Genomic DNA, 18,805 nt, shown 5'->3' on the forward strand with positions numbered 1-18,805 from the left:
CCGGCGTGGCCGAGATGCCGAGGGGCGCGGGCACGGCAGCGACCGCGACGGGCCTGCCGTCCCCACGTCCCCGCCAAATTGTCGACAAAGTGATCAGCCGGCCCGGTCAGCCCGTCAGGAAGCTGAGCCGCACGTCGCGCTCGTGGTTGTCGACGTTGAGGTCGACCAGGCAGATGCTCTGCCAGGTCCCGATCGCGAGGCGGCCGCCGAGCACCGGGACGGTGGCGTACGGCGGGATCAGCGCCGGCATCACGTGCGAGCGCCCGTGGCCGCGGCTGCCGTGCGCGTGCCGCCAGCGGTCGTCGGCGGGCAGCAGGTCGCCGAGCGCGGCGAGGAGGTCGTCGTCGCTGCCGGCGCCGGTCTCGAGGATCGCGATGCCGGCGGTGGCGTGCGGGACGAAGACGTGCAGCAGGCCGTCCCCGCGCGAGGAGACGAACTCCTGGCAGTCGTGGGTGAGGTCGAGGACGACGTCGCGGTCGCCGGTGCGGTACGTACGGGTCTCGGAGTCCACCCGACCGATCGTCGCACGTCGCCGTGGCCGGGCTAGACGCTCGACCCCTGCTGGCCGGACGGGGACCGCACGCCGCCCGCGCAGGACGCGAACGGCTCGGGTGCGGTCTCGCCACCCTCGTAGGTGGCGATGAACAGCGGCAGCCGCGGGTCGTCCGCCCCGTCGAGCGCGAGCTGGCGGCCCCACACCGTGACCACGACCGGCGAGCCGAGGTCGTCGTACGGCGAGAGGATGCCGTTCTGGGGCAGCAGCCCGGCGAGCGCGTCGGCGTCGACGTCGGCCGCGGGGTCGTAGGTGATCCAGACCGTGCCGTGCTCCAGGTCGTGCACGACGTTCTCCTCGCGCACCGGCTCGTCGTAGACGCCGCACTCGAGCCACACCGGCGCGTGCGGGCCGCCGACGGCCGGGCGCTGCGGGTAGTCGACGTCCTGCTCGGTGTGCGCCGGGTCGAGGTCGTCGTAGATCTCGACGGCGTCGAGGTTGACCGGGCCCTCGCGCGCCACGTCGTCGGCGTCGAGCTGGCGCAGCACCAGCGGCACGCTCGCGGCGACGCCGATGAGCAGCACCGCGGTCACGACCGCGAGCACGACCGGCAGTGCCCGGCGCTTCGGGGACTGCTCCGCAGACGGGGGCGGGGGCGGCGGGTACGCCGGCGGCGGATGGGTGGGCAGGTCCGACATCAGTCGCCCAGGATGCTCTCCACGCGCTCGACCTTCGCGGTCAGCTGGCCGTCCCACCCCGGCCGGATGTCGGCCTTGAGGACCAGCCCGACCCGCGGCGAGACCTCGGCGACGACGTCGACGGCGCGCTTCACGACCGCCATCACCTCGTCCCACTCCCCCTCGACGTTGGTGAACATCGAGTTCAGCTCGTACGGCAGGCCGGACTCCTTCACCACCCGCACGGCGGCCGCGACGGCCTCGGACACGCTGCCGGTCTCGTCCCCGGTGGTCGGCGAGATGCTGAACGCGACGATCATGCGGAAACGGTATCGACCGCCTCCGAAATGCGCCGAGTCGGCGCTGTCTCCGCTGAGACAGCGCCGACTCGGCGTGGAACAGGAGGCTCAGGCCTTCCGCAGGTTCCGCAGCACGAACTGCATGATGCCGCCGTTGCGGTAGTAGTTCGCCTCGCCGGGGGTGTCGATGCGGACGACCGCGTCGAACTCGACGTCGCCGGCCTGCACCTTGACCGTCTTGGGCGTGCGTCCCTCGTTGAGCTCGGTGATCCCGGTGATCGAGAACTCCTCCTCGCCGGTGAGGCCCAGCGACTCGGCGTTCTCGCCCTGCGGGAACTGGAGCGGGATGACGCCCATGCCGATCAGGTTCGAGCGGTGGATCCGCTCGTAGGACTCGGCGATGACCGCCTTCACGCCCAGCAGCGAGGTGCCCTTGGCCGCCCAGTCGCGCGACGAGCCGGAGCCGTACTCCTTGCCGGCGAGGACGACCAGCGGGGTGCCGGCGGCGATGTAGTTCTCCGACGCCTCGAACACCGTGGTGACGTCGCCCCCGTTGGTGAAGTCGCGGGTGAAGCCGCCCTCGGTGCCCGGCGCGAGCTGGTTGCGCAGGCGGATGTTCGCGAACGTGCCCCGGATCATCACCTCGTGGTTGCCGCGGCGCGAGCCGTAGGAGTTGAAGTCCCGCTGCTCGACACCGTGCTCGGCGAGGTACCGGCCCGCGGGCGAGTCCTTCTTGATCGCACCGGCCGGGCTGATGTGGTCGGTGGTGACCGAGTCACCGAGCTTGAGCAGGACGCGCGCACCCTCGATGTCGGTGACGGCCTCCGGCTCGTCGGGCATGCCGTCGAAGTACGGGGGCTTGCGGACGTAGGTCGACTCCGGGTCCCAGGAGAACGTGTCGCCCTCGGGCGTCGGCAGCGACTGCCAGCGCTCGTCGCCGGCGAAGACGTCGGCGTACTCACGGGCGAACGTCTCGGACGACATCGCCCGGCCGATGACCTCCTCGACCTCGGTCGGCGACGGCCAGATGTCCTTGAGGAAGACGTCGTTGCCCTCGGTGTCCTTGCCGAGGGAGTCGTTGAACAGGTCGACGTCCATCGAGCCGGCCAGCGCGTAGGCGACGACCAGCGGCGGCGACGCCAGGTAGTTCATCTTCACGTCCGGGTTGATCCGGCCCTCGAAGTTGCGGTTGCCCGAGAGCACCGAGACGACCGCGAGGTCGTTCTCGTTGACCGCGGCCGAGACCTCGGGGATCAGCGGGCCGCTGTTGCCGATGCAGGTGGTGCAGCCGTAGCCGACCAGGTTGAAGCCGAGCTTGTCGAGGTACGGCGTGAGCCCGGCCTTCTCGTAGTAGTCCGAGACCACCTTCGAGCCCGGCGCCAGGGTCGTCTTGACCCACGGCTTGCGCTCCAGGCCCTTCTCGACCGCCTTCTTGGCCAGCAGGGCCGCGCCGATCATCACCGACGGGTTGGAGGTGTTCGTGCACGACGTGATCGCGGCGATCGTCACCGCGCCGTGGTCCAGCTCGAACCGGGTGCCGTCCTCCAGCTCGACCAGCGCCGGGTTGCTCGCCCGGCCGCCGTCGGCCGGCGCCGCGGAGGCGTACTCGCGCGGCGGGGCCGACCCGTTGCCCTCGTGGGAGGGCGGGTCGGAGGCCGGGAAGGTCTCCTCGACCGCCTCGTCGTACCCCTTGCTCTCGGCGGCGTGCGCGGCGTCGTCGGGCTCGTCGTAGCCCTGGTCGACGTAGTCGACCAGCGCGCCCCGGAAGGACTCACGCGCCGCGGCGAGCTCGACCCGGTCCTGCGGCCGCTTCGGGCCGGCCAGCGACGGGACGACGGTCGCGAGGTCGAGCTCGAGCCGCTCGCTGTAGCGCGGCTCGGCGGCGGGGTCGTGCCACAGGCCCTGGGCCTTGGCGTAGGCCTCGACCAGCGCGAGCTGCTCGGCCGAGCGGCCGGTGAGCTCGAGGTACTTCACCGTCTCCTCGTCGATCGGGAAGACCGCGATGGTCGAGCCGAACTCCGGGCTCATGTTGCCGATCGTGGCGCGGTTGGCCAGCGGGAGCGCCGAGACGCCGGGGCCGTAGAACTCGACGAACTTGCCGACCACGCCGTGCTTGCGCAGCATCTCGGTGATCGTGAGCACCAGGTCGGTCGCGGTGGAGCCCTCGGGCAGGTCGCCGGAGAGCTTGAAGCCGACCACGCGCGGGATCAGCATCGACACCGGCTGGCCGAGCATCGCCGCCTCGGCCTCGATGCCGCCGACGCCCCAGCCGACCACGCCGATGCCGTTGACCATCGTGGTGTGGGAGTCGGTGCCCACGCAGGTGTCGGGGTAGGCCAGCAGGCTCTTCCCACCGTCAGGGGCGTCGACCTCACGGGTGAAGATCGTGCGGGCCAGGTGCTCGATGTTGACCTGGTGCACGATGCCGGTGCCCGGGGGGACGACCTTGAAGTCGTCGAAGGCGCCCTGGCCCCAGCGGAGGAACTGGTAGCGCTCGCGGTTGCGCTCGTACTCGATCTCGACGTTGCGCTCGAACGCCTCGGGGGTGCCGAACACGTCGGCGATCACCGAGTGGTCGATGACCATCTCGGCCGGCGCGAGCGGGTTGATCCTCGACGGGTCGCCCCCGAGGTCCGCCATCGCCTCGCGCATCGTGGCGAGGTCGACGACGCACGGGACGCCGGTGAAGTCCTGCATGATCACGCGCGCCGGCGTGAACTGGATCTCCTTGTCGGGCTCGGCGTTCTCGTCCCATCCCGCCAGCGCCAAGATGTCGTCGGCGGTGATGTCGGCGCCGTCCTCGGTGCGGAGGAGGTTCTCGAGCAGCACCTTGAGGCTGAACGGCAGCGAGGCCACGTCCACGCCCTCGCCCGTCACCGCGTCGAGGCGGAAGATCTCGTAGGACTTCCCGTCCACGTCCAGGGTGCTCTTCGCACCGAAGCTGTCCTGACTGGCCACAGCAGTCATCTCCTGACTCGTCGTCCCTTGTCACACCTGGGTCTGATCGCGTTCCCCATCCTGCCGCCGGGCGGAAGGGCCGGAAAAGGAAGGCTCGCCTAACTTCCGGTACCCGGGACAGGGTCGCGATATCTCTTGATATCAAGATACACGACGACGAGAGGAGGAGTGTCTCAGGGCGCGGTGCGGCCGATGCCGCGGCGGAGCTCGAGCCCGCTGATCACCAGGCCGGCCGCCAACGCCGCGCCGACGCCCTCCCCGGCGCGCAGCCGCAGGTCCAGCAGTGGCTCGAGGCCGAGGTGGTCCAGCACGAGGTCGTGCGCCCGCTCCCGGCTCCGCTGGCCGGCGATCAGGTACGCCGCCGCGCCGGGCTCCATGCGGACGGCGAGCAGGGCCGCGACGCTGGTGGCCAGCCCGTCGAGCACCGTGACCGCGCCGACGGATGCCGCTCCGAGCACCGCACCGGCCAGCACGCAGAACTCCGGTCCCCCGACCCGGGCGAGGACGTCCTCGGGCGACCAGGGCTCCCCGTCACGGACACTCTCCACGCGTGCCAGGGCGGCGGCCACGACCTCGGTCTTGCGCCGCACCATGGCGGTGTCCGCGCCCGCGCCGAGGCCCACGACCTCGGCGGGAGCGACGTCGAGCAGGACGGCCGTCAGCGCGGCTGCGACCGTCGTGTTGCCGATGCCCACCTCCCCCACAGCGAGGAGGCCGTGTTCGCGGCCCGCCGACTCGCCGAGACGGCGGCCGCGGTCGAGCAGGTCGCGGACCTGGTCGGCGGGCATGGGGTCGGTGTGGACCAGGTCGCCCGCCGCGGTGCCGGCATCGACGACGCGGAAGCTCAGGCCCGCCGCGCGGGCCCCGGCCGCGCCGGCCGACTCGCCGACCACGCTCGCGGCCAGGACGTCGTCGACGACCGAGGACGCGAAGGCCGAGACCCCGTGGGCGACCACGCCGTGCCGGCCGGCCACGAGCAGCAGCTGTCCGGTCGGGACGGCGGCGGGCCGCCCCTGCGCGGCGGCCGCGACGCGGTCGACGTACCGGTCGAGGAGACCGAGCGAGCCGGGCGGCGTGAGCAGGACGTCGGCCTCGTCCCGGGCCCCGACGACTGCGGTGCTGTCCGGTGCACGGAGGTACGAGGGCGGTGTCGGGGCCGCCTCGTCCCAGCGTTCCTTCATCACGACCTCGCTGACCGGCTGGCGGCGCGACCACCCGGCCCGCTCCAGGCCCGGCGCGGGTGGCCGCTCGTCGGGCCACCCCAGGCACAGCCACCCGAGGGTGACCACGCCGTCGGGTACGCCGACGAGCTGCGCGAGCTGCTGCTGGTCGAACAGCGTCACCCACCCGATCCCCAGCCCCTCCGCCCGGGAGGCGAGCCACAGGTTCTCGATGGCGCAGGCGCACGACCACAGGTCGGCGTCCGGGAACGTCGCCCGGCCGAGCACCCCGCCGGCAGGGGCACGCCGGTCGCAGGCCACGACCACCCCCAACGGAGCCTCGCGGATGCCCTCCAGCTGGAGGTCCAGCAGCCGCCGGGCCGCGTCGGGCTCCATCTGCCGCGCCTGCCGCAGCCGCTGCTCGTCGGCCATCCGGGCGGCTCGCTCACGGGTCGCCGGCTCGGAGACCACGATGAACCGCCAGGGCTGGCTGTGCCCGACCGACGGCGCATGGTGGGCCGCGGACAGGACCCGGTCCACGATCTCGCCCGCGACCGGGTCCGGCCGGTAGCGGCGGACGTCCCGGCGAGCGCGGACCACGTCGTAGAAGTCGTCCCGGACGCGTTCGGGGAACGCCCACGCCCCGACCTCGGCGGCGCGCTCCGCCGCCGAGGTCTGGTCACCGATGAGGGGTACCGGCCGTTGCCAGGTCACGGGGCCGCAGTGTAGGTCTCGCTGTCGACGTAGATCGAGCTGCCGAGCTCGACGAACTGGGCGGACTTCTCGGCCATGCCGCTCGCGACCTGGTCCCGGATGTCCTGGCTGATCCGCATGGAGCAGAACTTCGGGCCGCACATCGAGCAGAAGTGGGCGACCTTGCTGGCCTCCGCCGGAAGCGTCTCGTCGTGGAACGCCTCGGCGGTGTGCGGGTCCAGGGAGAGCGCGAACTGGTCGTGCCAGCGGAACTCGAAGCGGGCACGCGACAAGGCGTCGTCCCAGTCCCGGGCGCCCGGGTGCCCCTTGGCGACGTCGGCGGCGTGCGCGGCGAGCTTGTAGGTGATCACGCCGGTCTTCACGTCGTCGCGGTTGGGCAGGCCCAGGTGCTCCTTGGGGGTGACGTAGCACAGCATGGCGGTGCCGTGCATGGCGATCGCCGCCGCACCGATCGCGGAGGTGATGTGGTCGTAGCCGGGCGCGATGTCGGTGGCCAGCGGGCCCAGCGTGTAGAACGGCGCGCCGTGGCACCACTCCTGCTGCAGGACGACGTTCTCCTCCACCAGGTTCAGCGGGACGTGGCCGGGACCCTCGACCATCACCTGCACGTCGTGCTCCCAGGCGCGGAGCGTCAGCTCGGCCAGGGTGCGGAGCTCGCCGAGCTGCGCCTCGTCGTGGGCGTCGGCCGTGCAGCCGGGCCGCAGTCCGTCACCGAGGGAGAACGACACGTCGTAGCGGGCGAAGATCTCGCAGAGCTCGTCGAAGTGGGTGTAGAGGAAGTTCTCCTCGTGGTGGGCCAGGCACCAGCCCGCCATGATGGACCCGCCTCGGGAGACGATGCCGGTGATGCGGTCGGCGGTGAGCGGCACGTACCGCAGCAGCACGCCGGCGTGGATGGTCATGTAGTCCACGCCCTGCTCGCACTGCTCGATCACCGTGTCACGGAAGACCTCCCAGCTGAGCTTGCTCGCGTCGCCGTCGACCTTCTCCAGGGCCTGGTAGATCGGCACCGTCCCGATCGGGACGGGTGAGTTGCGGATGATCCACTCCCGAGTGGTGTGGATGTCCTCGCCGGTGGACAGGTCCATCACCGTGTCGGCGCCCCAGGTCACCGCCCAGGTGAGCTTGTCGACCTCCTCGGCGATCGAGCTGGTGACGGCGGAGTTGCCGATGTTGGCGTTGATCTTCACCAGGAACCGGCGCCCGATGATCATCGGCTCGGCCTCGGGATGGTTGACGTTGACCGGGATGATCGCCCGCCCGGCCGCCACCTCGGAGCGGACCAGCTCGACGTCACAACCCTCCCGGACCGCGACGTACTCCATCTCCGGGGTGATCACGCCCTGGCGGGCGTAGTGCATCTGCGTGACGGTGCCGGTGCCGCGCCGCGGACGGGGCTTCGCGCCCCGCCACTGCCCGCGCGCCTCCCCCCGTCGGATCGCCGACTTCCCGTTGTCGACGAGCTGGGTCTCGCGACCGGCGTACTCCTCGATGTCGCCGCGCTCGGCGACCCAGTCGGCGCGCAGGGGCGGGAGCCCCACCTCGGGGTCGCTGCCCGGTCCGGCGGTGGTGTACCGGTCGAACGTGTCGCCGTTGGTCAGCGCGACCCGGGTGAAGGGGACGCGGATGTCGGGTCGCGGTCCGGTGCGGTGGACGGTGCTGTGGCTGGGATGGATCTGCATCATTCCTCCTGGGTGGTGCGGTGGGCAAAGGTGTGGGCGACCGGGCCGCGGCCGCGGCCCAGACGCCAGCCGGAGCTCGCGCGCAGGGCGGCGGCCACGAACAGGTGGGCGGCGGTGGCGGCGGCGACCAGGTCCGCGCCGCGGGCGAGGTGGACGGCGAGGGCGGCCGCGAACGTGCACCCGGTGCCGTGGTCGTTGGTGGTGGGTACGGCGGGGTGCTCGACGCTCTGCATCCGGCCGCGGCTGTCGACCACCACGTCGCGGCAGGTCGCGGCGTCGAGACCGCCCCCGGTGAGCACGACCGCCGGCCCGAGGGCGTGCAGGGCCCGGGCCACGTCCTCGCGCGGGTCGGCCTGACCGGCGCCGGTCAGCCGGAGCGCCTCGTCGAGGTTGGGCGTGACGACGGTGGCCCGCGGGAGGACGTGGCCGCGGTAGGCCGCCACGACCGCTGCGTCGCCGAGCTCGGCACCGCTCGTGGCGACCAGGACGGGGTCCACGACCAGCGGGAGCCGGGCCGGGAGGTCGGCCACGACGCCGGCGACCTCCGCCGAGCCCAGCATCCCGGTCTTGACCACGGCGACCGGCAGGTCCTCGAGGACGGCGTCGACCTGGGCACGGACGTCGTCGGCCGTCAGCTGCACGACCTGGCGCACCCCGAGGGTGTCCTGGGCGGTCACCGCGGTGACGGCACAGGCCCCGTGGGCACCGAGCGCCGCGAACGTCGTCAGGTCGGCGGCGACACCGGCGGCGCCACCGGAGTCGGTGCCGGCGACGGTCAGCGCGACCAGCGGGCCGCTCACCGGACGGCCTGCGCGATCTGCCGGAAGGTGTCACCGGGGTCGTCGGCGCGCATGACCGCCCCCATGACGGCCACCCCGTGCGCACCGGCGGTCCGCAGCGCCGCGGCGTTCCGGGCGCCGACCCCTCCGAGGGCCAGCACCGGGACGCTCCCCGCGAGCCGCACGGCTCGCCGCACGCCGGGCAGCCCCAACGCGGGCCCGTAGCCCGGCTTGGAGGCCGAGGCCGCGACGGGCGAGATCGTCACGTACGACGCCCCGTCGCGCACGGCGGCCCGGATCTCGGCGGCGTCGTGACAGGAGCGTCCGTGCGGGAGGGCCGCCTCTTCCCCGGGAGGAGGCTGCGCCGAGGCCAGGTGCACGCCCGCCACCCCGTCCAACCGGGTCCGAGCGCTGATCACGGCGACCCCGGTCGAGCCGAGTGCGTGGGCGAGCCGTTGCCGATGGTCCTCGGACAGGTCGAGCTCGCGCAGCACCACGACCTCTAGCCCCGCCTCCGCGCACGCGGCCACGGTGCTCACGAGGTCGCGGCCGGCCGGGAGCTGGCTGCGGTCGGTGAGCAGCAGCACGCGCGGCACCTTCATGTACCCACCCGCCCGGCCATGGGGCTCGACGCACGCGCGGTGGTGAGCCGTGGGATGCGGCCGGCCCGGCGGGCCAGCTCGCCGGCCTCGACCGCGGCCCGCAGCGCCGCCGCCATCCGCGCCGGACGGTCCGCCCTCGTGATCGCGGTCGCCGCCAGCACGGCGTCGCACCCCAGCTCCATCGCCAGCGCGGCGTCGCTCGCCGTGCCGATCCCGGCGTCCAGGACCACGGGAACCGTGACAGCGGCACGCACGGCCTCGATCGCCCGGGGATCGTCGATGCCACGCCCGGTGCCGATGGGCGAGCCGAGGGGCATGACGGCCGCGCAGCCGACGTCGGCCAGGCGCCGCGCCAGGACCGGGTCGGCGGTGGTGTAGGGCAACACCGTGAACCCCTGCCGCACCAGCGTCTCGGCCGCGTCGAGCAGCTCGACGGCGTCGGGCATCAGGCTCGTCTCGTCACCGATCACCTCGAGCTTGACCCAGTCGGTATCGAGAGCCTCCCGCGCCAGCTGAGCGGTGAGCACGGCCTCGCGAGCGCTGAGGCAGCCAGCGGTGTTGGGCAGGATGCGGACGCCCAGCCGCCGCAACGTGTCGAGCAGCCCGCCGCCCCCGGTGTCGGAGGTGCGCCGGACGGACACGGTCACCAGGCCGGGCCGGGCCGCGTCGATGATCTCGCCCACCAGGCTGGTGCTGGTCAGGCCCCCGGTGCCGATCCACAGCCGCCCGGGGAGGTCGACACCCGCCACCTGCATCGCGCTCACCCGCCCTGGTGCGCGGTGACCAGCTCGACCGCGTCGTTCTCCGAGAGCCGGGTCGACTCCCACGATGCCGCGGGCACGACGGCCCCGTTGAGCGCGGCGGCGACCCCGCGGGCCGACGGGAGGAGATCGTGCAGGGTCGTGCCGTCCTCCACGATGCGCGGCTGGCCGTTGAGACTGATCCTCATGACACGGGGTCCTTCCGGTGATCGGCGGGTTTCGGGCTCTGGCGGCCGAACCGGCTCGGCTCGAACCGCCGCGCGACGGCAGGGACGTCGCCGTCCTCGACGTGGGCGCGGATCACTTGGGCGGTCAGCGGCGCGAGCAGCACGCCGCCGCGGTAGTGGCCGACGGCCAGCACCTGCCGCACCGCGCCGGGACTGGGCGCGACCCCGAGCAGTGGTCCGTTGTCAGGGGTGCCGGGGCGGCACCGTGCGGTGATCTCGAGGACCTCGGCGCACTCCAGCCCCGGGACGACGGTGCGCGCGGCGTGCAGCAGCCGGACCACCGCCCCGAGCGTCGCCACCGGCTCCGCGGCATGCTCCTCCTCGGTCGCTCCCACGACGATCTCGCCGCCCGCCCGTGGGACGACGTACACCGACTCTCCGTGCACGCGCGCCCGCACGACCCGGGACGGCGGGTCGGAGACCCGCAGCCGGATCGTCTCTCCCCGGACCGGTCGGACCTGCGGCACCAGGCTCCGGGCCTCCGCCCCGGTCGCGACGACCACCGCGTCGCAGCCGAACCCGGTCCCGCCCGCGCAGGAGACTCCCCCGTCGACCACCGTGGCGCGGGCACGCACCACCCGGTCGCCCAGCAGGCGCAGCAGCGCCTCGGCGACCCGGCGTGGGTTGACCTGATGGTCCTCGGGCAGCAGGGCGGCGCCGGCGACCCGCGCGAGGGTGGGCTCCTCCGCGCGTGCACCTCGCCGGTCGAGCTCGCGGAAGAACAGCCCTTCGCCCGCGAGGACCTCGAGGCTCCGTCGCACCTGCTGCAGGTCGTCGTGGTCCTGCCCGACCAGCAACGTTCCCTGGGTGCGCAGGTCGACGTCCACGCCGGAGGTCGCCTGCAGCCGAGCGGCGTACGCCGGCCACAGCCGCGCGGAGGCGACGCCGAGCCTGAGCAGGTCGGTCTCACCGTGCCAGGCCTCACCGGCCGGGGCGAGCATCCCGGCCGCCGCCCTGGTGGCGCCACCGCCCGGGTCGGGGTCGAACACCCGCACGTCGTGCCCCGCGCGGACCAGCTCCTCGGCACAGGCCAGACCGACGATGCCGGCGCCGACCACCGCCACCCTCATGCGAGCGCGACCGCGTCGACCAGCCCTCTCGCGGCATCAGGGGGATGTGGTGACCGGCAGATGGCCGAGGCCACCGCGATCCCGTGGGCCCCGGCCGCCATCACCTCGGGCGCACGCTCGGCGTCGATGCCCGAGACGGCGATCGCCGGCAGGACCCGAGCCGCCTCGCGCAGCGCGCCCAGCCCGATCGGGTCGGGGAGACCGCTCTTCGTGGTCGTGGGATAGACGGGCCCCACGCCGATGTAGTCGGCGCCCTGCGCCTTCGCCTCACGGGCCTGGTCGGCGTTGCGGCAGGTGCCGCCGACGAGGAACCCCGGTGGTGCCAGGCGTCTCGCGTCGGCGACGAGGAGGTCGTCACGGCCGAGGTGGACACCGTGCGCGCCGGCGGCGAGCGCGAGGTCGAGTCGGTCGTTGACGATCAACCGCGCCGGGGTGCCCGCCAGGCGATCCACGAGGCTGCGGGTGAACGCGACGACCTGGCGGTCGGGCACCCCCTTGGCCCGGACCTGGACCGCGTCGACGCCCTGGCGGACCACGGCCTCCAACACGGCGATCGTCTCGTCGCCGTAGGACTCGAAGTGGGTGATGCAGTGAATGCGCGGCAGCACGTTTCGTCTCACTTCCTTCGCCGGCATGACCCGGATCAGGTTCGACGGTCGGAGCGGCTCCAGCCCCATCTCAGCCCGATGCCTCGGGCTCCCGTGTGGAATGCGACGACGCTAGCAGCCGCGACCCCTTCTCGCAGGGAGGACGTCCGCGGACCGGACGGCCAGCGTCAGCTCGTGGCAGAGATCGACCACACGGCCGTGCTCGGTGCCAGTTGGTGAACGCTGTCCGATCCGGAGCTGGACAGGAGGACTCGCTGGTCGTCGGGCAGCGGGACCGTGTCGTCGCCGAAGTTGACCGTGCACACGAAGGCTCCGCCCCGGCGGAAGGAGAGGACGCCGGGTGGACTGGCAAGCCACTCGAAGGAGAATCCGTCGAGGTCCGACAGCGTCCGCCTCAGGGTCAGGGCCCTCCGGTACAGCTCCAGGGTGGATCCGTCGCGACCGAGCTGCGCCTCGACGGACAGCTCGCCCCATGTCGGGGGTTGCGGGAGCCAGCCCCCGGCCTCTCCGAATCCGAACGACGGCCCGGTCCGTGTCCACGGCAGCGGCACCCGGCACCCGTCCCTGCCCTTCACGGTCTGGTTGCTGCGATGCCACACCGGGTCCGCGAGGGCGCTGACCGGAAGGTCCGCGACCTCGGGCAGGCCCAGCTCCTCCCCCTGGTAGAGGTACGGCGAGCCGGGAAGGGCGAGCATCACGAGCGCGGCGGCGCGGGCCCGGGCGACTCCGACGCCCGCGTCGATCCGAGGGATCTCGCCGTGCGTCACCAGCCACTGCTCGGGCGCCACGTGCGGAGGCAGAGCCAGCCGTGACGCGTGGCGAGGTACGTCGTGGCTGGAGAGCACCCACGTCGTGCCCCCTCCCCCGTGGGCGGCGTCGCGGGCGTAGGCGGCCAGCGAGGTGTCGATGACGTCACGGAAGCTCGAGGCCAGCCACGCGGCCTTCAGCAGGCCGAACTCGAACACCTGGCCCAACTCACTGCGCCGCGCGTAGAGACGCGAGCGCTCAGTCGGCGGGTACCAGGTCTCGGCCACGGCCATCAGCGGAGGGTCGTAGGAGTCGAAGACCTCACGCCAGGTCCGATAGATCGCGTGCACCTCGTCGCGGTCGTACAGCGGGTCGGTGCCGTCCACCGGAAGCCGACTGTCCAGGTGCGGTTGGCTGCGCAACGGCTCCGACAGGTCCTTGGCCAGCGCGTGAGCGACATCCACCCGGAACCCCGCGACCCCGCGGTCAGCCCAGAACCTGAGGATGCTGAGGAACTCCTGGCGCACCTCGTCGTCGTCCCAGTTGAGGTCCGGTTGGTGGTGGTCGAACAGATGGCAGTACCACTGGCCGTCCTCGACTTGCGTCCAGGCGCTCCCGCCGAAGTGCGAGCGCCAGTCGCTCGGCGGCGCCGTGCCGACGCCATCCCGGAAGATGTACCGGCCGCGGGCGCGGCTTCCCGGGGGCGAGTCGAGCGCCTCGAGGAACCACGGGTGTCGTGATGACGTGTGGTTGGGGACGATGTCGATGATGACCTTGAGCCCCAGGCGTCCGGCACGGTCGACCAGCTCGTCAAAGTCGGCCAGGGTGCCAAGCCTCGGATCGACGGAGCGGTAGTCCGACACGTCGTACCCGCCGTCAGCCCACGGAGACGGGTAGAACGGCGTCATCCAGATCGCGTCCACGCCCAGGTCGGCGATGTAGGGAAGCCGATCCGTGACACCGCCGAGGTCGCCGACGCCATCGCCGTCGGAGTCCGCGAAGCTGCGGGGATAGATCTGGTAGACGACGGCGGTGTCCCACCAGGTGTGTGCCGGTCCGCCTCCTCGTGGGTGCATGCAACTTCCTTCCGGACAGGGTGGGGGGGACGAGACGACGAGCGACAGCGACAGCGACAGCGACAGCGACAGGGTGGGAGCTACCCCTTGACCGCGCCCTGCAGCAAGGCTTTGGAGAACTGTCGCTGGAGCAGCAGGAACACCAGGATCGTCGGCGCCATGAGCAGCAGCGCGCCGGCGTTGAGCAGGACCACGTCCGTGCTGTAGCGCGACTGGAATGCTTGGAGGGCGCCGGCCATGGTGCGCTTGTTGGGGTCGTTGATGAGCACGAGCGCGAGCAGGAAGGTGTTCCAGGTCGACAAGAACATGAGCAGCGCCAGCGAAGCGATCGCCGGCCGGGCGAGGGGGACGTGGATGTGCAGCAACGCCTTCCAGGCCCCGGCTCCGTCGATGCTCGCCGCCTCCGTCAGCTCGACCGGGGCGTTGATGAAGTGGGCGCGCATCCAGAAGACCGCGAAGGGCATGTTGAGGCCGATCAACGGCAGGATGAGGCCCCACCGGCTGCCCAGCAGCCCGAGCTCGTTCACCTGTTGGTAGAGCGGCACGATGACGATCTCGTACGGGAGGGTGAGCGTCAGGAGCAGGACCAGGTAGAAGACGCGGCCGAGAGGGACGGCGAGCATCGTCAGGGCGTACGCCGCCATCGTGGCGATGAGCACCGCGAACGGGACGACTCCGAGCACGATGAGCACGCTCGACTTCAGCAACGTCGTCACGTTGGCGACGTTCCAGGCGTCGACGAAGTTGTGCCACTGCGGGTCGCTCGGCCAGGACAGTCCGTCCGGGATCGTGCCTTGCTTCGCCAGAGCTGCCGTCAACATGCTGATGATCGGGATGACGGAGTAGAGCCCCGCCACGGTGATCAGCACCATCCCCGGAACCTTCTTGCGCATGGCGTGGACGTCGGCCACGGCTGATCACCTCTCCTGGAACAGCCGCTGCAGCGGCACGATGATCACGATGATGAGCAGCGCGAGCACGACGGCCATGGCACAGGCGGCACCGAGCCGACCATCGTTGAACGCCAGGTTGTACACCTGGACACCCGGGACGTTCGTACGCCCTCCGGGCCCGCCCTGCGTCGAGAGGTAGACGACGTCGAAGCTCGCCAGCGCGGAGATGATCGTGACGGTGACGCAGACCCCGATCTCCGCCCGCAGGCTCGGGATGGTGATATGCCGGAACTGGGCGACTGCCGTGGCTCCGTCGAGTCGGGCGGCCTCGTAGAGGCTGGCGTCGATCCTGCCGACACCGGACATGAGCAGCAGCGTGCAGAATCCGGTCGACAACCACGTGCCGATGAAGCCGACCGCGATCAGGGCGAAGTCGAAGTCTCCGAGCCAGGCTCGCGTGTATCCCCCCAGACCGAGCAACCGGAGGATCTGGTTGACGGCCCCGTTCTCGGAGTACATCCAGACCCAGGCGACGCCGGCCGCTGCGCCCGGGACGATCTGAGGGAGGAACAGCACCGTGCGTGCGAGAGCCCCGGTGAAACGCCCCTCGATCGACCGCATGGTCGCAGCCGCGATGAGTCCGAAGGAAACGGGGAGCGCGGTGAAGAAGACGATCAGGATCAGTGCGTGCAGGAGGGGTAGTACCTGGTCTGAGTCCGTGAGCGCTTCCCGGTAGTTGTCGAGTCCCACCCACGTCGACGCACCGATCCCGTTCCAGTCGTAGAAGGAGTACTGGATCGAGGCCAGGACTGCGCGCAGGTTGAAGAACACATAGAAGGCGAGCGCCGGGAGGGCGTAGAGCCATCCGACCCACGCGCCTCGTGGTCGAGCGATTCTCCGGGTCCCGCGGCGACGACGGCGTGTCGTCGCCACGGAGACTTCGGGTGCAAGCGTCGCTGTGGACGTCCCGGCGTCAGGCATCGGATGCTCACAGGCCGCTCTCGTATGCCGCCTGCAGGCTCTCGACCATCTCCTCGGGCGAGGTCTTGTCGCCGACGAGCGACTGGAGGTCGGTCGTGAGCTGGGTGTTGACCTCCGGGACCGCGTTCTGGATCCAGGAGAAGAACCCGTCGTCGGAGGCCACGACGGCGTAGCCGGCCTGGATCTGGTCCTCGGCCGCGTCGTCGAGCGTGATGGTCGCCGACTTCGACTCGTCCGTGACCGAGGGATAGCCATGGGCCACCGCCACCGTCGCGGCGTCCGAGGTGGACAGGAAGTCGAGATACAGAGCCGCGGCGTCCTTGGCGTCGGAGTGGGCGGCGATGCCGAAGGCGAGCGAGTTGCCCGTCATGCTGATGGCGGGTCCGCCACCGTCCTGGGGCGGCATGGGGAAGATGCCGTACTTCCCGTCGAAGTCCTCTGGCAGCGCCTGGGTCATCCAGGTCCCCTGGAACATGAAGAGCCCGTCGCCCGAGGCGAACTGACCGTAGGACGCGTCCTGGTTGATTGCGTTGACGTTGCTGTTGAAGTAGCCCGCATCTGCCCACTTCTTCAGCAGCGTGGTCGCCTCCACGGCTTCCGGGGTGTCGAGGGTCGCACCCTCGGCGCGCCAGACGACGTCGAGGACGGACTGCGGTCCCATGTACGAGCCGAGAAGCAGGTTGTACAGGTGTCCGATGAGGCCGTCCGCGTTGGACGCCACGATCGGGGTGATCCCCGCGTCCTTGGCCTTTGCCATCACGGCCTCGAGGTCGGCGATCGTGGCGGGCACCTCCGTCATGCCGACCTCGTCGGCCAGCTCACGGTTGTAGTAGACGCCCACGAGCGGTCCTGCGGCCCCGCCTGCGACGTACAGGGACCCTGATCCGATGCGGCCGTCGACCACGCGACCGGCGTCAAGGATGCTGGCCGGCACCTTGGAGTCCCAGCCGTACGCCTCGCTGTACTTGTCCAGGTTGGTGACGAGTCCGTCCTCGACCGAGCCGATCAGGTCGGCCGGGGCCGCCAGGTCCGGAGGGTCGTTCGACGCGAGCAGTCGGGGGAGCACGGTGTTGTAGTTGTTGTCCGCCTCGACCTGGAGCGTCACGTCGATCTTCGGGTACTTCGCGTGGAAGGCGTCGGCCAGCGCCTGGTTGAAGTCCTTGGTGCCCGCGCCGGTGAAGACCGTGATGCTGGCCTCCGTGTCCGCGACGTCGGTGTTGACCGACGTCGGCTCGGTGTCGGCCGTCGATCCTGCGCCGCCCGGACCTCCGCACGCGGCCAGGGCGACCAGGGCGAGTACCGCCGCGGCCAGGACGGGCATGCGCGGGGACCGGCGGCGCCGGGTGGGACTCACTGGCCGTGTCGTCGAGTCGAGCATCGTGTTCTCCCAGGAGATGAGGCCGCCAGCGACGGAGCGTCGCCGGAACTGGAACCGCTTCCAGAGTGACCCTACTCACAAATTAGGGAGTGTCAACCCCTTCGGCGTCCGGGAACGCCCCCCACAATCCATCACGGCTCCCCAGATCATGGAACCGGTACCACACTGGGGCTACGATGGGCCAGTGGCTGAGGACGAAGATCGCGAGCTGACGCTGCGCGACATCGCCAGGATGGCGGGGGTCGGGTTGGGCACGGCCTCGCGTGCGTTGGGCGGGCAGGGCAACGTCGCTCCCGCGACGCGGGAGCGGGTGCTCGCGGTGGCGCGGGAGCACGCGTACGTGGTCTCACCCGAGGCCTCCCGGCTGGCCGGCAGGAAGACCCGCCGGGTCGCCGTCCTGGTCCCCCACCTGAGCCGATGGTTCTTCGGTGCGATGCTCGACGGCGTCGAGAGCGTCCTGCGCGACGAAGGGATGGACCTCCTCCTCTACCACGTGGGCGACATGGAGGACCGGCACGAGTTCTTCGAGAAGTTACCCGCTCGGCGCAAGGTCGACGTCGTCATCGCCATCGCCTTCCCGGTCGAGGAGCTGGAGCGACGACGCCTCGAGAGGCTCCTCAACGTGAACGTCGTCGCCGCAGGCGGTCAGCAGGCGGCGTATCCCCACGTGTGCATCGATGACCTGAAGGCCGGGCGCCAAGCGGTCGACCACCTCATCGGGCTCGGACATCGAGACATCGCGATGATCGCGGCGGTCGATCCTGAACAACCCGTCGAGCCGTCCGGGCGCACCTCCGCCTACTACGACGCGCTGCGGGACGCTGGCCTGCCCGTCGACCCGCGCTTGGTCGTCACCACGGACTGGGGCGGTGAGAACGGCGCCCACGCCATGAGCCGCCTGCTGTCCCAACCTCGCGTTCCGACAGCCGTGTATGCGCACTCCGACGAGGTGGCCTTCGGTGCCATGCGGAGCATCCGTCGGGCCGGACTGCGGATCCCAGAAGACATCTCGATCGTCGGTATCGACGACCATCCCCACGCCGAGCTCCTCGATCTCACCACGGTCCGCCAGCCTGTCTACGAACAGGGCCAGATGGCCGCACGCCTGGCGATGACGGTCCTCGACCCTCAGGTGCGCGCTGAACCGGAGAGTGTCGTGGTCCCGACGCAGCTGATCATCCGTACCACCACCGGGCCGCCGACGCCGGCACGCTGAGGCGACGTCCGAGGGGTCAGTCCGGCCGGTTGGCGCCGGTCTTCACCAGCAGCGCCACGCATTCGACGTGGTGGGTCATCGGGAACAGTTCGAAGGGCCTGAGCGTGAGTGCGATTGTTTGTGACTAGCCGCACACATCGGACCAATATTGCCGCTGACCTGCGACGATGCCGCTTTCGCCGTCGGCAGGCAGCGGCATGCTGTTGCAGGTGATTGCGAAACAAAGCGAGCCCATTCCGAGCCCTCGTGTCGGCAGGCGCCGACGGACGCCGACGGACGCCGACGGACGCCGACGACAGCAGTCCCAATCGCCCACCGCGGGCGCCAGCTTCGACAATCACGCAGTCATCCAGCCTGGGCCTAGTAGGCAGCAACTCGGATCAGGCCGCCCGCCGATATGTTCGAACCTTTGATCACTCGCCAGGGCCAGACGGAACACGGCCATGCCCTCAGCATCCACGGTGCGCCTCCAGCGCGTTCACAC

17 protein-coding genes and 1 riboswitch are annotated in these 18,805 nt (G+C 71.3%); of the genes, 1 reads left to right on the forward strand and 16 read right to left on the reverse strand.

The window, feature by feature from the left end:
• Positions 1-106: 106 nt before the first annotated feature.
• The 16 genes from ACYQ0U_RS07800 to ACYQ0U_RS07875 all read right to left on the reverse strand — a co-directional run bounded on the left by ACYQ0U_RS07800 (position 107) and on the right by ACYQ0U_RS07875 (position 17,081).
• Positions 107-511, reverse strand: coding sequence for a secondary thiamine-phosphate synthase enzyme YjbQ (locus tag ACYQ0U_RS07800; protein WP_459971276.1), 405 nt, complete (start codon positions 509-511; stop codon positions 107-109).
• A gap of 32 nt (positions 512-543) precedes the next feature.
• Complete coding sequence (locus ACYQ0U_RS07805) at positions 544-1,191, reverse strand: thioredoxin-like domain-containing protein (protein ID WP_459971279.1); 648 nt, start codon at positions 1,189-1,191, stop codon at positions 544-546.
• Positions 1,191-1,490, reverse strand: a complete 300-nt coding sequence (locus ACYQ0U_RS07810; RefSeq protein WP_459971281.1) for an MTH1187 family thiamine-binding protein — start codon at positions 1,488-1,490, stop codon at positions 1,191-1,193. The genes ACYQ0U_RS07805 and ACYQ0U_RS07810 overlap by 1 nt, the downstream gene beginning before the upstream one ends.
• Before the next feature lie 87 nt (positions 1,491-1,577).
• Positions 1,578-4,436 (reverse strand): aconitate hydratase, encoded by a 2,859-nt coding sequence (locus tag ACYQ0U_RS07815; RefSeq protein WP_459971283.1) that lies wholly within the window; start codon positions 4,434-4,436, stop codon positions 1,578-1,580.
• 164 nt (positions 4,437-4,600) lie between these two features.
• Entirely contained in the window at positions 4,601-6,301 is a 1,701-nt protein-coding gene (gene bluB, locus ACYQ0U_RS07820; RefSeq protein ID WP_459971287.1) for a 5,6-dimethylbenzimidazole synthase, read from the reverse strand.
• Positions 6,298-7,983, reverse strand: a complete 1,686-nt coding sequence (thiC, locus tag ACYQ0U_RS07825) for a phosphomethylpyrimidine synthase ThiC (RefSeq protein ID WP_459971289.1) — start codon at positions 7,981-7,983, stop codon at positions 6,298-6,300. Before thiC ends, bluB begins: the two co-directional genes overlap by 4 nt.
• A complete protein-coding gene (gene thiD / locus ACYQ0U_RS07830; protein ID WP_459971292.1) occupies positions 7,983-8,783 on the reverse strand; it encodes a bifunctional hydroxymethylpyrimidine kinase/phosphomethylpyrimidine kinase in 801 nt (266 codons plus the stop codon). The genes thiC and thiD overlap by 1 nt, the downstream gene beginning before the upstream one ends.
• Complete coding sequence (locus tag ACYQ0U_RS07835; RefSeq protein ID WP_459971294.1) at positions 8,780-9,364, reverse strand: thiamine phosphate synthase; 585 nt, start codon at positions 9,362-9,364, stop codon at positions 8,780-8,782. The genes thiD and ACYQ0U_RS07835 overlap by 4 nt, the downstream gene beginning before the upstream one ends.
• Positions 9,361-10,119 carry a thiazole synthase gene (locus tag ACYQ0U_RS07840; protein WP_459971417.1) on the reverse strand — a complete coding sequence of 253 codons (759 nt, stop codon included), beginning with the start codon at positions 10,117-10,119 and terminating at the stop codon, positions 9,361-9,363. The genes ACYQ0U_RS07835 and ACYQ0U_RS07840 overlap by 4 nt, the downstream gene beginning before the upstream one ends.
• 5 nt (positions 10,120-10,124) lie before the next feature.
• Positions 10,125-10,313, reverse strand: a complete 189-nt coding sequence (gene thiS, locus ACYQ0U_RS07845; protein WP_459971296.1) for a sulfur carrier protein ThiS — start codon at positions 10,311-10,313, stop codon at positions 10,125-10,127.
• A complete protein-coding gene (gene thiO, locus ACYQ0U_RS07850; RefSeq protein ID WP_459971298.1) occupies positions 10,310-11,422 on the reverse strand; it encodes a glycine oxidase ThiO in 1,113 nt (370 codons plus the stop codon). Before thiO ends, thiS begins: the two co-directional genes overlap by 4 nt.
• Positions 11,419-12,030, reverse strand: coding sequence for a thiamine phosphate synthase (thiE, locus tag ACYQ0U_RS07855; protein ID WP_459971300.1), 612 nt, complete (start codon positions 12,028-12,030; stop codon positions 11,419-11,421). Before thiE ends, thiO begins: the two co-directional genes overlap by 4 nt.
• A riboswitch (TPP riboswitch) is annotated at positions 12,026-12,135 on the reverse strand. Its footprint overlaps the gene before it by 5 nt.
• Before the next feature lie 62 nt (positions 12,136-12,197).
• A complete protein-coding gene (locus ACYQ0U_RS07860) occupies positions 12,198-13,853 on the reverse strand; it encodes a glycoside hydrolase family 13 protein (RefSeq protein WP_459971302.1) in 1,656 nt (551 codons plus the stop codon).
• Positions 13,854-13,933: 80 nt separating this feature from the next.
• Entirely contained in the window at positions 13,934-14,764 is an 831-nt protein-coding gene (locus tag ACYQ0U_RS07865) for a carbohydrate ABC transporter permease (protein ID WP_459971304.1), read from the reverse strand.
• 6 nt (positions 14,765-14,770) lie between these two features.
• Positions 14,771-15,679: a carbohydrate ABC transporter permease gene (locus ACYQ0U_RS07870; protein WP_459971307.1), complete on the reverse strand. Its 909-nt coding sequence runs from the start codon at positions 15,677-15,679 to the stop codon at positions 14,771-14,773.
• A gap of 55 nt (positions 15,680-15,734) precedes the next feature.
• Positions 15,735-17,081: an ABC transporter substrate-binding protein gene (locus tag ACYQ0U_RS07875; RefSeq protein ID WP_459971309.1), complete on the reverse strand. Its 1,347-nt coding sequence runs from the start codon at positions 17,079-17,081 to the stop codon at positions 15,735-15,737.
• 25 nt (positions 17,082-17,106) lie between these two features.
• On the opposite strand from ACYQ0U_RS07875, the gene ACYQ0U_RS07880 reads away from it, so the two are divergent.
• Positions 17,107-18,321, forward strand: a complete 1,215-nt coding sequence (locus ACYQ0U_RS07880; protein ID WP_459971311.1) for a LacI family DNA-binding transcriptional regulator — start codon at positions 17,107-17,109, stop codon at positions 18,319-18,321.
• Positions 18,322-18,805: the final 484 nt, after the last annotated feature.

The sequence above is a fragment of the Nocardioides pyridinolyticus genome, from assembly GCF_054653575.1.

What these genes read in the sequence shown, in the direction of transcription:
- ACYQ0U_RS07805 (WP_459971279.1), bottom strand. Translation starts at nt 1,191, where the DNA reads ATGTCGGACCTGCCCACCCATCCGCCGCCGGCGTACCCGCCGCCCCCG.
- ACYQ0U_RS07810 (WP_459971281.1), bottom strand. Translation starts at nt 1,490, where the DNA reads ATGATCGTCGCGTTCAGCATCTCGCCGACCACCGGGGACGAGACCGGC.
- ACYQ0U_RS07815 (WP_459971283.1), bottom strand. Translation starts at nt 4,436, where the DNA reads ATGACTGCTGTGGCCAGTCAGGACAGCTTCGGTGCGAAGAGCACCCTG.
- thiC (WP_459971289.1), bottom strand. Translation starts at nt 7,983, where the DNA reads ATGCAGATCCATCCCAGCCACAGCACCGTCCACCGCACCGGACCGCGA.
- ACYQ0U_RS07835 (WP_459971294.1), bottom strand. Translation starts at nt 9,364, where the DNA reads ATGAAGGTGCCGCGCGTGCTGCTGCTCACCGACCGCAGCCAGCTCCCG.
- ACYQ0U_RS07840 (WP_459971417.1), bottom strand. Translation starts at nt 10,119, where the DNA reads ATGCAGGTGGCGGGTGTCGACCTCCCCGGGCGGCTGTGGATCGGCACC.
- thiS (WP_459971296.1), bottom strand. Translation starts at nt 10,313, where the DNA reads ATGAGGATCAGTCTCAACGGCCAGCCGCGCATCGTGGAGGACGGCACG.
- thiO (WP_459971298.1), bottom strand. Translation starts at nt 11,422, where the DNA reads ATGAGGGTGGCGGTGGTCGGCGCCGGCATCGTCGGTCTGGCCTGTGCC.
- ACYQ0U_RS07860 (WP_459971302.1), bottom strand. Translation starts at nt 13,853, where the DNA reads ATGCACCCACGAGGAGGCGGACCGGCACACACCTGGTGGGACACCGCC.